General features: G+C 41.4%; 11 protein-coding genes. 6 read left to right on the top strand and 5 right to left on the bottom strand.

Annotated features, from left to right (window positions below):
- Nucleotides 1-78: 78 nt before the first annotated feature.
- Nucleotides 79-1,029: a DMT family transporter gene (locus tag F895_RS02755; protein WP_005243704.1), complete on the bottom strand. Its 951-nt coding sequence runs from the start codon at nt 1,027-1,029 to the stop codon at nt 79-81.
- 399 nt (nt 1,030-1,428) lie between these two features.
- Here F895_RS02755 and pnuC point away from each other — a divergent pair, with 399 nt between their 5' ends.
- Complete coding sequence (pnuC, locus tag F895_RS02760; protein WP_005243702.1) at nt 1,429-1,998, top strand: nicotinamide riboside transporter PnuC; 570 nt, start codon at nt 1,429-1,431, stop codon at nt 1,996-1,998.
- A gap of 41 nt (nt 1,999-2,039) precedes the next feature.
- Here the strand turns inward: pnuC and F895_RS02765 are convergent, their stop codons facing one another.
- Both F895_RS02765 and F895_RS02770 read right to left on the bottom strand, forming a co-directional pair.
- The gene (locus F895_RS02765; protein ID WP_005243699.1) at nt 2,040-3,182 is read right to left on the bottom strand and encodes a glycerophosphodiester phosphodiesterase; all 1,143 of its coding nucleotides are present in this window, start codon (nt 3,180-3,182) and stop codon (nt 2,040-2,042) included.
- 172 nt (nt 3,183-3,354) lie between these two features.
- The gene (locus F895_RS02770; RefSeq protein ID WP_005243697.1) at nt 3,355-4,968 is read right to left on the bottom strand and encodes a phosphoethanolamine transferase; all 1,614 of its coding nucleotides are present in this window, start codon (nt 4,966-4,968) and stop codon (nt 3,355-3,357) included.
- 329 nt (nt 4,969-5,297) lie between these two features.
- On the opposite strand from F895_RS02770, the gene F895_RS02775 reads away from it, so the two are divergent.
- The 3 genes from F895_RS02775 to F895_RS02785 all read left to right on the top strand — a co-directional run bounded on the left by F895_RS02775 (nt 5,298) and on the right by F895_RS02785 (nt 10,700).
- Nucleotides 5,298-8,402: an efflux RND transporter permease subunit gene (locus tag F895_RS02775; RefSeq protein ID WP_005243695.1), complete on the top strand. Its 3,105-nt coding sequence runs from the start codon at nt 5,298-5,300 to the stop codon at nt 8,400-8,402.
- A gap of 289 nt (nt 8,403-8,691) precedes the next feature.
- Nucleotides 8,692-10,029 (top strand): magnesium transporter, encoded by a 1,338-nt coding sequence (mgtE, locus tag F895_RS02780; protein ID WP_005243693.1) that lies wholly within the window; start codon nt 8,692-8,694, stop codon nt 10,027-10,029.
- A gap of 77 nt (nt 10,030-10,106) precedes the next feature.
- The gene (locus tag F895_RS02785) at nt 10,107-10,700 is read left to right on the top strand and encodes a DUF4112 domain-containing protein (RefSeq protein WP_005243691.1); all 594 of its coding nucleotides are present in this window, start codon (nt 10,107-10,109) and stop codon (nt 10,698-10,700) included.
- A gap of 59 nt (nt 10,701-10,759) precedes the next feature.
- Here F895_RS02785 and htpX read toward each other — a convergent pair whose 3' ends face one another.
- Both htpX and F895_RS02795 read right to left on the bottom strand, forming a co-directional pair.
- Nucleotides 10,760-11,665, bottom strand: a complete 906-nt coding sequence (gene htpX, locus F895_RS02790; protein ID WP_004660837.1) for a protease HtpX — start codon at nt 11,663-11,665, stop codon at nt 10,760-10,762.
- A gap of 217 nt (nt 11,666-11,882) precedes the next feature.
- The gene (locus tag F895_RS02795) at nt 11,883-12,764 is read right to left on the bottom strand and encodes a lytic transglycosylase domain-containing protein (protein WP_005243689.1); all 882 of its coding nucleotides are present in this window, start codon (nt 12,762-12,764) and stop codon (nt 11,883-11,885) included.
- 497 nt (nt 12,765-13,261) lie between these two features.
- On the opposite strand from F895_RS02795, the gene ttcA reads away from it, so the two are divergent.
- Together ttcA and F895_RS02805 are read left to right on the top strand one after the other, a co-directional pair.
- Nucleotides 13,262-14,167 carry a tRNA 2-thiocytidine(32) synthetase TtcA gene (ttcA, locus tag F895_RS02800; RefSeq protein WP_005243687.1) on the top strand — a complete coding sequence of 302 codons (906 nt, stop codon included), beginning with the start codon at nt 13,262-13,264 and terminating at the stop codon, nt 14,165-14,167.
- Nucleotides 14,168-14,363: 196 nt separating this feature from the next.
- Nucleotides 14,364-14,747: an SCP2 sterol-binding domain-containing protein gene (locus tag F895_RS02805; RefSeq protein ID WP_004651955.1), complete on the top strand. Its 384-nt coding sequence runs from the start codon at nt 14,364-14,366 to the stop codon at nt 14,745-14,747.
- Nucleotides 14,748-14,801 lie beyond the last annotated feature (54 nt).

Genomic DNA, 14,801 nt, shown 5'->3' with positions numbered 1-14,801 from the left:
TTGCTACAGTGTACTTGAGTCAATCTAGAGTTACTATCACGGATTGGTCGTGTTGCCTGACCAATCCGTTTGCATATTTTATTGTAGGCGTGGTCGATTGCGATAGGCATAAAGAAATAGGCCGAGGCACAGCAATATTAAACCAATGACCAAATGTGAGCTGATAGGCTCATGATTCAGCCAGATCCCCCAACAGGTGGCAAACACGGGTGTCAGAATGGTAATCAGCATCACGGTGGTTGGATTAAGTTTCTGGATTAAATGAAAATAAAAAATCATGGCCAGCACAGAAGAAAATAAGGCGCTATATAACAATGCCAGACAGGTCTGCAGACTGGGAAGTTGTGTCGGCATTTCTGTAAGGAAAAAGGGTAATAAGCACAAGTAGCCGAACCATGAAATCAAAGTTGAGCCTGTGGTTTGAATAATGGGATGAATCTCGGCACCAACTTTGGCAACGGCAAACATTGAAAGCACATACAGTAAAACTGCAATGAACTCATAAAGCAGACCAAGCAAATCCAGTTGAATATGATCAGCACCAATCCCCAGTGTCAGGGATAAACCTAAAATTGCTACGGTTAGTCCATACCATTGACGTTTTACAAACTGTTCTCGTTTTAAAATAAAGACTGCAATTAGACCTGACCAGAGGGGTGCCGTGCCATAAATAATTGAAATCATGCCTGAGGAAACACGGGTTGCGCCCATATAACAAAAGGTCATCGAACCAAATAAACCCACTGCACCCGCGCTATAACTAATAAAAGCTTGAGGTGTCAAAATAAGCTTTTGTCGAAAATAAAATAGGCAAATCAATGCCAATGGAATGGCGATACTGAAGCGAAAAAACAGTCCCCAAGCCCAATGAATTTCATGCACTGTCAAAACTGCGGCCAACGGTGTGAATGACCAAATGAGTACCACTGCAATAAATTGACCGACTGTAGCAAGGCGAGGGGAAACGAGGGCCACAGTCGGTTGTATCTGTGTGCTGGAAATAAGATTCTTCTCGGGTAACTGGCTCATGCTGAGACTCCTGTTATAGCAACGGTAGATCGGTTTAAAAAATTTAGACAATAAAAAAGGTCGCTGTTGTGGCGACCTTGCAGTTCAAATGATGTTTTAATTAGTCATCGGATGAATGGGGGCAAAGTCTCCTTGCAAGGAAATGCAGACACGTCGCCACGCTGCATGGGCAGAAATGCCATGCAAAATAATCATGTTGAGTGCTGAAGAAACTTTGTTGCTGAACATATCAAAAATCTTAAATACGGTTTAGATTTTTATAGCATAGGCTTTGGGTGAAAAATAGTCGTTTTCTCAAATTAAGATAAAAATATCAGTCAAGAGAATAAACAATTGGGCATTGCTTAAATTGCAGATTTTTCCATAATGATGCGATCAAATTCTGAAAGAAGTTAGCTCTTGTCTGCTTTAGAAATTTTTGCGGTGATCATTAGCCTGATTGGTGTGACCTTAACCATTCGACGAAATATGTGGTGCTGGTGGTTTAATTTTCTCGCTTGTAGCTTATACGCCTATTTTTTCTTTACCATCAAGTTATATGGTGAAACGATCCTGCAATTTTTCTTTATTGCGATGAATGTGTATGGGTTTTATTACTGGCTCAAAGGTAAACGTCAAGAGCATGATATCCGGATTGAGCCGATTGCCAAGACCACGGTATTGGCACAAATGGCTTTAGCGCTAATTTTTGGTGTGCTGTTTGGTTTGATTCTGAAGCACTTTACCGACGCTGCTGTCCCGATGTTGGATTCACAACTGGTGGCCTTTAGTTTACTTGCAACTTATTGGACGAGCCGTAAGCATATTGCCACATGGATTCTGTGGATTTTTGTCAACATCATCTATGTGGGGATGTTTAGTTACAAAGAAGTTTTCCTGACCGCAGGACTCTACGCTGCTTTTGTTGGATTAGCCGCTTATGGCTGGTGGCAATGGACGCAGGTCAAGGGGAAACAGTTAGCCTCTTGATTCAAAGGGCAGCTGAGCTGCCCTTATTTATAGCTCATAGGTTATTTCGAGGTCGCTTGATAGTTTTGTACCGCTTGGCGACCTAAAGCAGGGTCATCGGTAAAGACACCATCCACACCCGCTTTGAAATACAGTTGCATTTCTTTGAGCGATCCTGTAGGGCAACGTTCAGCTGCTTTGGCTTTATCTGTACTACATTTCAGTGTATCTGGCAGGAAGTTGTTTTCAGGACGGAAAGTGTAAGGATGCACTTTTAAATTGACTTTATGTGCATCTGTAATGAAAGAAGTGGTTTGTGTCATTGCCGCATCTTTAAAGACATAGACTTTCCAAGGGCCGACACCATTGGCGTAGGTTGAAACGTCTTTGAGACCTTGTGCCGTTGCCAGATCTGCATAGGTTTTAGGATTATTTTGTGCGACGTAATCTGCTGGTCTTGTTTCTGGCGCATCATAGAGTTGAATCAATTGAGCGCGTTTAACACTTTTGTGTAGATCGAGTTGGTTCTTTAAATATTTTAAATTACTGACTTCAAATGATTGTAGATAAATTGGCGCAATATCGCGGCTATATTGATACTTAGACAGTGTTTTAAGCAGCGGGTCTTCCAGCGCCAAATTCTGTTGCTGGAAGTAGGTTGGATGTTTGGTTTCAATATAAAGACCAATGATTTTTCCTGTTTTTTTATAGTGGGCTTCTGCCAGTTCAATAATTTGTTCTAGGGTTGGAATAGGATAGAGGTCATTGTATTTTTGATTGTCAGGTCGAAATTGTGGAATACGTTCACGTGCTTTAAGCTGCTGTAATTCTTTTAAGGTGAAATCTTCGGTAAACCAGCCTTCTAATGTCACGCCATCAATGACTTTGGTTTTCTTACGGTCGGCAAACTGAGGCAGGGTGGCAACGTTAGTGGTTCCACCAATTTCATTTTCATGACGAGCAACCAAAACACCATCCTTGGTTGAAACCAAATCTGGTTCAATAAAATCTGCGCCATCATCAATGGCTTTTTGATAAGACGCAAGCGTATGTTCAGGGCGAAGAGCACTTGCACCACGGTGTCCAATCACTAGTATTTTTGGAAGTTGGTATTCAGGTTGAGTGGTATTACCTTGGTTATTATTGTCATCATTACAACCTGCAAGACTGATTAGGCAGAGACAAAGAGCAGCTTTTTTAAACATGTATAAACTCATCAGTTTTTATTTAAGCCCTTAGTGTGAAAGCTAAAGTTCTCAAATAAATGACAATTTGATGATGCTTTTGTGAAAATATCAAGAATTTTATAGTGAAACGGGATTTGCCATTAAAAAATCCAGTCTTCTTTGGGTAAAAACCGGATTTTCATGGCACAGATTAAGTTTTTTGTTTCCAATAAGGCCAATTGATCTCTGGGGTAAACTGATAATTTTTATCTTGCCAGTACGATTGCTGAGGAGATGATTTATCTTTTAGTCCCATGATATGCATGAGGTTATTATCCAGTTCAGCAGTATTCAAAATTTTGTCTTTATTGACACCCGTGACCTGTAAGTGATCGGACCACATAATTACAGGCACTTGATAACCTGCTTTGGTATTTGGACTATGTCCAGCATAGTCAATTTCGTGTCCAACTTCATTGCCATGATCCGACACAACCGTGAAAGATCTAAAATCTGGTGCGCCATCTGCTTGCAATGCATCTAAAAATTTGGCGAGTAGCGAGTCTTCGTATAAAACGGCATTATCATAATCATTCCGTAACGAACGTATCCATGGATCAATCTTACGACTTTTTAGTTCGCTCTCTACTTGATCATTACTGGCGCTGCTAAATTTATTAAATGCTGCAGGATATCGCTCTTGGTAGTTTGGATGTGCACCAATCAAATGCAGAATAATTAGTTTTTTGGGATCTGGATCAGCAAGTGCCTGCTGATAATCTGGAATTAAGCTTTCGTCTAAAGAGGTACTACTTCGGCCGGAACGGGTATTTTTATAAATGGCTTTGTCTGCATAGGAACCAAATAATGACGATAAATAAGTATCATCTTGGTTGCTGAGCCAATAGATTTTATAACCTGCAGCACGTGCATAAGCCAAAATACTTTCTGGTGAATATTTGTCATGTTCAGCGGCTGGACTTTCTGTCAACAAGACTCGCAAGGCGTTAATGGTTGAGGGGGATGGAGAAAAGGCATTGCAGAATACCTTGATTTCAGCCAGTCGTTTAGCCAGTTCCGGCGTGGTATCTCTTGCATAACCACACACCCCTAAATTTAAGCTAGTGAGACTTTCTGAAAGAATTAAAACATGGGTCTGTTTGCCTGCAGCGTGTTGGGTCAGTTCAAGATTCTGACGAGCACTGACATCCCACTGCTGATGAACATCTTTATGCTGTTTAATACGGTCTTTGAAATCCTGTATTTTTGTTTGGAACTCTGACCAGAAGATTACAGGATGTACCTTACGTGAAGGTTTCATCAGGTAGCTGGTTACAGTCAGTACCATAAGCAGAATAATGCAGCCACGATAAAAATGACTGGCCCAAAGCTGCTTGAAGTGGATGGGCTTCACAAGTTTAAACACGGATAAACTATATAGTGTCAGCACACAGAGTAAAGCAAAAATTACAGCAGCAATGCTCAGCAGATGTAGCTGTAAGAACTCCCAGATTTCTTGATGGTTGGTATTGGCAATCGCTTCAATAATAAAATAGGCTTCATTATCACTATTGAATAAAAACCAGGTACTCGAACGCAGCAAGGCATCGAGCCAAGCAATAAACCACCAAGCAACGGTGCTCACATACCAATATCCCTTTTGGCGAGTAATCGCTAAATAAATGAGCAATACACCTGGCAAAGATAAACAGCCGAGCCTCAAACCATCTGATAAATTACCTGCGATAATGAGTACCCCACCTGTGATGAGGGCGGGTAGCAAAATTAACAGCAGAATATTTAAGTTTTTTAAGCTGGCCTTCATATGTGCCTAATAAAATCGGGAGGGGAAATGAGCGTGCTAATATCGGTTTAAGTATCAGACCTGTCAATTACAAATTGAGAAGTATTTGATTGCACAGCAAATTAAAGTAAACATTACAGCTAAACTGTTTAAATCGGGAAAATTCAACGCAATGATTTGTGCTGAAGCAGTTCAAAATCCATCATTTCTCCTCAATTCCCGCTTTTTGAAATGATATGTTAAGAGGGATGGCGTTTGCATGAAAGCTCGGTAATGATCATGGACTGAGCGTATTTGTATTTATCGTATTTTTGAAAAAATTGACTGTTTCAACAATGGAATGAACAGCCATGTTATCTAAGTTTTTTATTCATCGCCCAATCTTTGCCAGTGTTCTCGCTATTATTGTTATGGCTGTTGGCTTATTTGCAATTTTAAAGTTACCTGTAGAACGTTATCCCGATATTGCACCACCCCGAATCACTGTTGCTGCAAACTATAGTGGAGCAGATGCTCAAGCGGTAGAAGACAGTGTTACTCAGGTTTTAGAACAACAAATTAAAGGTATTGATCATCTGCTCTATTTCAATTCGAGTAGTGATGCCAGTGGTAATAGCCGAATTAGTCTGTTCTTTGATCAGGGGACCGATCCCGATCAAGCACAGGTACAAGTCCAAAATGCAATTAATGGTGCGATCAACCGTTTACCCGAAGATGTACAGCGTCAGGGAGTTAATGTTCGTAAATCCTTAAGTGATTCTTTTATGGTGATCGGTCTGGGGGATAAATCAGGGCGTTCAACCAATTTGGATATTTCAGATTATCTCACCAATCACTTTGAACTCAATCTCAGCCGAATTGAAGGCATTGGGGAAGTGAGCGTATTTGGCTCGCAATATGCCATGCGTATTTGGCTGGATCCACAGCGTCTGGAACGTTATCAATTACAAGTGAGTGATGTCCGTACGGCACTTGAAAATCAGAATGCGCAAGTCGCCGCTGGTGCAATTGGAGATTTACCAACAGCGGATGACCAGTATTTAAATGCCAAGGTAACGTCGGGTTCGTTGTTAAGAACACCTGAACAATTTAAAAATATTATTGTCAAAGCCAATACAGATGGCAGTTTTGTCTATTTAAAAGATGTCGCACGGGTTGAAGTCGGTGCTGAAAATTATCAGGTCTTTAACCGTTTAAATGGTTATCCTGCTTCAGGACTTTCACTGTCCTTGACCGTCGGGGCCAATGTGATGCAGGTGGCCGATGCGGTCTATAAGGAAGTTGCCCGTTTAGAGAAAGCATTACCAGAAGGTTATTTTGTGGTTTACCCACGTGATGATACACCTTTCGTGAAAGAGTCGATGTCACAAGTGGTGTCTACCTTGATTGAAGCCATTGGTCTGGTGGTCTTGGTGATGTTTATCTTTTTGCAGAACTGGCGAGCAACCTTGATTCCAGCAGTCACGGTTCCTGTGGTCATTCTCGGAACCTTCGCCGTATTAGCCGTTTTAGGGATGAGTATCAATACTCTGACCTTGTTTGCGATGGTATTAGCGATTGGTTTGTTGGTCGATGACGCGATCGTGGTGGTAGAGAACGTTGAACGTCTGATGCATGAGCAGCAACTCAGTGCCAAGGAAGCTTCAATTCAGTCCATGCATGAGATTAGTGGAGCCTTAGTCGGGATTACCTTGGTTCTCACAGCTGTATTTATTCCAATGTCATTCTTTAGCGGCGCGACAGGCATTATTTATCGTCAGTTCTCGATTACCCTCGTGGTCGCAATGGGACTTTCATTACTTGTGGCGTTGATTTTAACCCCGGCACTTTGTGCCATTTTATTGAAACCACAGCAAAAACAGGCGCGTTGGGCGATCAAGTTCAATCATGGACTGGACTATATAAAAACGCGTTATTTGAATGTTTCACAAAAAGTCATTAATTTAAAAGCCATTTCACTGTTGGGTATTGTGTTGCTGATTGGCTGTTTTATCTGGGTTTATCGTGATCTGCCAACCAGTTTTCTACCACAAGAAGATCAGGGCTTGTTAGGCGTTCAATTCCGTTTACCGGAAGGAACACCGATGAGCAAGACTGAAGAGGTAGGCAAACAAATCTCAGATTATTTTCTTGAACATGAAAAAGCCAACCTGAATGGTGTCATGGTGATTCATGGTCGTAACTTTTCTGGAACAGGACAGAATCTTGGTCAAGCCTTTGTGTCACTGAAACATTGGAATGAGCGCAAAGGTGCAGAAAACAGCGCACAGCAGATTCGTGCACGGGCTATGCAATATCTTTCACAAAATAATCAAGCACGTATTATGGTGTTGATGCCCTCGGTGATTCGTGGTTTAGGTAATTCTGACAAAATGGAGTTCTGGTTACAGGACACCAAGGGCCTAGGCCGAGAAAGTTTATTGAACTCTTTCAAATTGCTACAACAGCAGGGCAATGCGCTAGGCCCAGTCGCAAATCTCGACAAAAAAGGCAATGACGACCAGGCTGTGCTGAATATCAAAATTGATCATAAGGCGGCGATGATTCATGGTCTTAATGTCAGTGAAATTAACCGAACTCTCTCGACGGCGTGGAGTGGCAGCTATATCAATGACTTTATTGATCGTGGACGAATTAAACGGGTCTATTTACAGGGTGATGCGCCATATCGTTCTAAGCCTGAAGACCTGAATTATTGGTATGTAAAAAATACCAATGGTCAAATGGTGCCATTCTCACAATTTAGCCAGATTACATGGCAAGGTGCCCCACCAATGTTAGAGCGCTTCATGGGCTATCCAGCGATCAGTTTGGAAGCAGACGCAGCCAATGGATTTAGTAGTGGACAAGGGATGCAAGCCATTCGTGGCTTAGTTGATCAAATGCCTGATGTAGGGTTGGAGTGGAGTGGCTTGTCTTATCAGGAACAAGAGTCCAGCAATCAGGCGATCTGGTTATATTTAATCTCGGTTGCCTTTATTTTCCTCTGCCTTGCAGCACTATATGAAAGCTGGTCAATTCCTTCAGTGGTGATGGCGGCGATTCCACTCGGGATTGGAGGAACAATTTTATTTAGTTATTGGTTTGGTTTCGCCAATGATATCTATTTCCAGATTGCACTGCTGACTACTATTGGTCTGTCCTGTAAAAATGCCATTTTGATGGTTGAATTTGCAGCAAGCTTGCAACAACAGGGACGAAGTGCGCTGGAAGCTGCATTACAGGCAGCAGGCCTTCGTCTCAGACCAATTCTGATGACCTCAATTGCCTTTGGTGCGGGTGTGATCCCCTTGATGTTTTCGAGTGGTGCAGGCGCCTTAAGCCGACAGGCGATTGGTTATAGTGTATTTGGTGGGGTTGTGTTTGGCACCATTCTGGTACTGATCTTTATTCCATTTATGTATGTCTTGGTCAGAACCTTATTTAAACCAAAAGCGAAAATAGAAACTGCTTAAAGGCAGTAAAATTAGCAGTAGAAATGAACAATTCGTGCCCTGCATAACGGTTCGAATTGTTCATTTTTGTTGTCTAAGTTGAGAAGATAAAAAAATATTTGTAGTATTGCCGTGCCGTATAAGCGGTTGAATGAGGATTGATTGCCTACATGGACACCCAGAGTTGTAATTTTTCAAGAATTACACGTTTTTATATTTCCCAAAATCTGAATGAAGACCGTTACTCGACAGTAAAATAATCTGTTGTATTTGGCTCTTCGTTGCAGATAATTGTAGTGAAGAGGCGGATATGAGCTACAACAATTTTTTATATTTATTAAATGATGCGTTAAAGAATAATCATATTGAACTTGCACTGGCGTCGGTTAAAACTTTTCGGGCTGTTGATATTGCGGATGTATTGACACAATTATCGGTAGAACAAAGTCAATTACTACTGACGCATTTACCAGAACGCGCTTATGTTTTTTCTTATCTTCCCCCTCATGAACAAGCCAAACTTGCTCAAACCATGCCAAGAAATATTTTGGCTGAAATTATTGGGGAAATGTCATCGGATAAACGGGCCGATGTATTCAAGCGTCTGGATGAAGCGCAGCAAAATGCACTATTGCCCGCATTAGCGCAGGCGGAACGAGAAGATATTCGTCAGCTTTCATCCTATGTGGAAGGAACCGCTGGGGCCATCATGAGCTCGGAATATGCCACGCTCAAACCCGATATGATGGTCAAAGATGCGATTAAAATGTTGCGTCTAGAAGCACCAGATACCGAAATGATTTATTTTGCCTATGTGCTGGATGAAGCACGTAAAATTTTGGGTGTTTTGACTTTAAAGCAGTTAATTCTTGCACCTGAAGAGCAAAATATTAATGAACTGATGGAAACCAATGTCCTGACAGCCTATGTCGATACCGATCAGGATGAGGTGGCCAAAACCATTGCCCGTTATGATTTACTGGCCTTACCGATTATTGATCATCAACAGATGATGGTCGGGATTGTGACTTATGATGATGCCATGGATGTGGCGAGTGAAGAAGCAACCGAAGACTTCTTGAAGGTTGGTGCGGTCAATGCATCGTCCAAACTAAGCATTAAATCGGCTCCTATTCTGCAACTCTATCAGAAGCGGGTATTCTGGCTGGTCTTTCTGGTTTTTGGAAGTTTATTTTCAGGAATTGGGATTGCACACTATGAAGATGTGATTGCACAGCATCTGGTGTTGGTGTTTTTCTTGCCTTTGTTGGTGGGAAGTGGCGGTAATGCAGGCTCTCAATCTTCTACCTTGATGGTTCGGGCGTTGGCAACAGGGGATGTCCAGTTTAAAGACTGGTTCTATCTACTTGGGCGCGAAAGTCTGGTGGCTTTATGTCTTGGCGGAACGATGGCCGTTGCGGTTTCCTTGTTGGGTTATTTCCGTGGGGACGAATTGGTCGCTTTGGTACTGGCCCTGAGTATGATGGGGATTGTGTTAATGGGCTGTTTGATAGGCATGAGTTTACCTTTTATTCTGAATAAAGTCGGTTTAGACCCTGCCAGTGCTTCTGCACCTTTGGTGACGTCGATATGTGATGCGACAGGGGTGATTGTGTACTTGTTTATTGCATCGATGATTTTATTCTAGACCGTAATAATAATTGTACCGACAAAAGTTCAAAACTACTTTATTCTCAAGCATAAACATTGTTTTAGGTTAAGTGAATGACTGATCGATCACAACAAAAAAAATTAACTCAACAGCAAGCCATTGCTATTGAGCGTGATTTAGCAAAATTCGCCAACACCATGGACAGTCTGGTTCGGATTCCATTTACCAAACAAGGCGTGGGGGCGGATGCCGCACTGAGTACCATTCCTTTTGCCGGTGATGTCGCAGGTTTTGTTTTAACGCTATACGCTTTTAAAAAAGCCCGAGAAGTCGGTGTTCCACAGCACAAACTCAAGGGGGTGGTGAAACTGGCGATTATGGATATGTTAGTCGGCTTTATCCCGATTATTGGTACGGTCTTTGACGTGTTTATCCGACCTAGCAGAAAGACGCTTGAGATTGTACATGCGCATATCCGTGAGGAATATCAGGTCCACAGTGATATCCATGTGGTTCATCCGTTTTTACACGAGTCACTGGAACAAAAGCAGAAAACATCCGCATTTTGGCGTAATCCAGTGGTGAGCTGGATCTGGTTGCGTATTCCCGATTTATTAGGAATCGCGGTATTGATTTTATTGGTGGTTGCGGTCTGGGCAGGTTTGAGTTATATGTGGGATTTTTATCGATCTTTCCAAGCTCCTTAAGATATACCGAATAAAATAAAGCCTCCAAGATGGAGGCTTTATCATTTATCTGATACTGATTATTGAACGTTTAATTGCTGTAATGCTGCAACACGTTGTTCAATAGTTGGGTGGGTTTGGAAAAGAGCCGCTAAGCTAAAGCCTTGTTCCTTACCTTCCGCAATCGCAAATGCTTTCATTTCTTTTGGCATTTGATCTGGCATTTCTGATTCAGCTTGTAAACGAAGCAGGGCAGAGATCATTGCTTGTTTACCTGCTAAACGTGCACCGGCTTCGTCTGCGCGGTATTCACGTTGACGAGAGAACCACATCACGATGGCAGAGGCCAAAATACCAAAGACGATGTCAAGTACAATCGTAATGGCAAAATAAGCAAGTCCTGGTGCTTCACCATCTTCACGACCAAAGACATTACGGTCGATGAAGTCACCTGCAATACGTGCAAAGAACATGACGAAGGCGTTGACCACACCTTGGATCAGGGCAAGCGTGACCATGTCGCCATTAGCAACGTGACCAATTTCGTGAGCGAGTACTGCACGAAGTTCATCTTTGTTCATACGCTCAAGTAAACCCGTAGAGACGGATACTAGCGCATCGTTTTTATTCCAACCTGTCGCAAATGCATTGGATTGGTAAGAAGGGAAAATACCTACTTCAGGCATTTTAATACCTGCACGTTGGGATAATTGAGCCACTTCTTGTAATAACCAAGCTTCTGCTTGACTACGAGGTGCATTTGGGTCGATTAATTCAGTTCCAGTGGTTTTTTTAGCCATCCACTTCGACATGAATAAGGAAATTAAAGAACCCACCATACCAAAGACAAAACAGACGACTAATAGGTTGCCTAGATTCAAGCCACCCGCGCCATGGTAACTACCGACACCGAAGAGTGACAAGATAATGCCAGCTACAACCAGTACCGCGAGGTTGGTAAGCAAGAACAAACCAATCCGCATCATTGAGAAAATCCTCTTATAAATTAAAACTGATCTGATTTATAAATTATAAATCATAACGCTAATATGCAGGGCGAACCCTAAAAATTCAAGCAAAAAATAGGCATAGATACATTTAGCCTATAAAACAGTGAATTGAATGTGAAACAGGGACTTAAAGAGGATTTTGTTCAAAAAATATCAGCTAAAATCATCCTGTGAGAATAATGCCCCAGAATTATTAATTACTGAAATGTATTCGGGCTGAAGCGGTGGCATTGGTGGTGGTGTAAGTGCCTGATGGCGCGTCGGTAAAGGTACCATCCGCCAAGGTAATAATTTGGCGATTATATTGTTTTGGCGCAGGAGGTGCTGCTTCTACAGCTTCATTGACAGGGGCGCTATAATTTGCCGATTGAGCTAAGACTTGGCCATTAGTCGCAGCATTGTTTGAATTGTTGAGCGAAGTGCCGAGACCCGAGGCATAGAGATTTTGATAACGGCTAGTGACGCGACGGACGTAATCTTGTGTTTCACGAAATGGTGGAATGCCGCCATATTTATCAACATTGCCTTCGCCTGCATTATAGGCTGCGATTGCAAGTCGGGTATCGCCATTAAAACGTTTGATTAACCAACTGAGATAACGTGCGCCGGCAAAGATGTTCTGCTGTGGGTCATAGGCATTGTTGACATTAAAGCGGCGTGCTGTTGCAGGCATCAATTGCATCAAGCCTTGAGCACCCACAGGGGAGCGCGCATTAATATTGAAACCCGATTCGGTATGCATCACTGCCTTAATTAACCCTTCCGAGACACCGTGTTGTTGTGCTGCTTGGCGAATCAGGTGATCAAAGGCATTTTTATTTCGACTATAGCTGGGTAAGACAGAAGCTTCACTTGTGCCCCAGTTACTATAACTATGAATATTGCTGTCAGGGTAATAAGTCGCTTTAATCACTTTTAAGTGACTGTACTCGGCTTTTTTCTTATTGGTGAGTAGGGTGGTGCCATTATTGTCTTTAAATTGGTAAATGGTCTGCCCAGCATGACTAGACGCTGTACTATTAAAAAAAACGATTGATCCCAGACAAAGAGCAAAAAAATAAGTTGTTTTGTTCATCGTTATAATATTCACGAAAGGATGAGCATAAGTTCTATTCCGAAGTTTAACAAAAAAAAGTAAGAAAAGAACTTTTGCTACAATTTTTTTATTTTTCACTGTCAGACAAAAATCAAGTCAATTTGTTCGAATGTTCAGCAAAAAAAAATTAAAAAAAAATTTTAAAAACTAAGTCTTGACTTATGTAAGTCATTGTTTTTAATTTGATAAAATAGGTGGTTAAAAAATGATCAATCTAATCGGAAGCCTTATTTTAAGATAAAAACACTTTGTCAATAGCTAAGAAATCCACAAATTTATCCACAGCTTTTGTGGACAACTGTGGAAAAGTTTGAATTATAAGCAATCCAGCGCATCTAGGATTATTTTGATCAGAATTTTACCAGTATGAAACTCAAATATGACGATTGAAAGAAATTGAAAAATTCTTTAGATGCGCATCTTTTCGGAATGAGATAAAATCTTGCGGTATTTTTGTTTATGAGTAAATCACGTCTATGTACGCGCCAGTGGAGTCCAATCAAGGATTTAATTTCAAGCCAGAACTTCCGACAAGTTCGGCGTATTATCGCCTGTTGAAGAAACTTCGTCGTCAGGTGGGGCATGCAATTCGTGATTACAACATGATTGAAGATGGTGATAAGGTCATGGTATGTGTGTCTGGTGGTAAAGACAGCTATACCTTGCTGGATATCTTGTTGCAGTTTAAACGTATTGCACCGATCAATTTTGATATTGTGGCGGTGAATCTGGATCAAAAACAGCCAGGTTTCCCTGAAGATGTGTTGCCACGCTATATGGAAGAAAACAATATTCCATATTACATCTTGGAAAAAGATACCTATACCATTACTAAGCGCCTAACCCCTGAGGGTAAAACCTATTGTGCGGTGTGTTCACGCTTACGTCGTGGTTCGTTATATGGTTTCGCTCAAGAGATTGGCGCAACTAAAGTCGCGCTAGGCCACCATCGTGATGACATCATGGCCACTTTCTTTTTGAATTTATTCCATGGTGGTAGTTTGAAGGCAATGCCGCCAAAACTGCTTTCTTCCGACAAAAAGAATATTTTGATTCGTCCTTTGGCCTATGTCGAAGAAAAAGACATTATTAAATATGCTGAGTTACGCCAGTTCCCGATCATTCCGTGTAACTTATGTGGTTCACAAGAGAACTTGCAACGCGCCATCATTAACGACATGTTACGTGAGTGGGATAAGCAGCATCCAAAACGCTTACACAGTATCTTTGGTGCACTACAGAACGTTTCTCCATCACAACTGGCGGATCGTGAATTATTTGATTTCGAAGCGTTGGATGGCCAACGTGAATTTGATCTGAAAGATCCAGAAGAGATGAAAAACCGTCTGGATGTGGTCAATCTGAGTTTTGCTGCTGAGTAAAGTGTAAAACTTTTTGAAAAGGTACTTGTTAAGTACCTTTTTTTTATAAAAAATCTAAAAATTGAATCCTGCGTACAAAAAATCATAGCCTAAAATAAAAATTACATGCTATAACAGGGCACAAGCAAATTGCTTCATGTGATGTTGTCTGGATAGATGGCACAAGAAATTGAACAAATACATTTGAGGAATAATCATGGCTGCATTTTTAACTGATGATTGGTTTGCAACTGTTGAAAAACTGACTGCTGAAGCTGGTGATTTAAACTTGCCACCTGCACTTGCGAATTTAGCGATTAACTTGGTTGTAACAGATGCAGCCGGTAATACAGAGTTGGCTTTAGATGCGGGTAAAATCCAAAAAGGTTTATCTTCAAATGCTAAAACGACTTTGAACATGGATGCTGAAACACTACGTAAAGTATTTTTAGAGTTTGATATGGCTGCTGCAATGCAGGCATTCATGACAGGCAAAATCAAAGTACAAGGTGATATGTCTCAGCTCATGGCTTTACAAACCGCTAAGCCGAGCCAAGAGCAAAAAGATTTATTCAAGAAAGTTCTTGAGCAAACTGCTTAATTTTTTTCTTCATAAAAAAAGCTTACCCTGAGGTAAGCTTTTTTTTCATTTAAT

Source organism: Acinetobacter sp. CIP 64.2 (assembly GCF_000369645.1).
Taxonomy (GTDB): domain Bacteria; phylum Pseudomonadota; class Gammaproteobacteria; order Pseudomonadales; family Moraxellaceae; genus Acinetobacter.
This window is presented reverse-complemented; position numbering and strand designations above follow the sequence as displayed.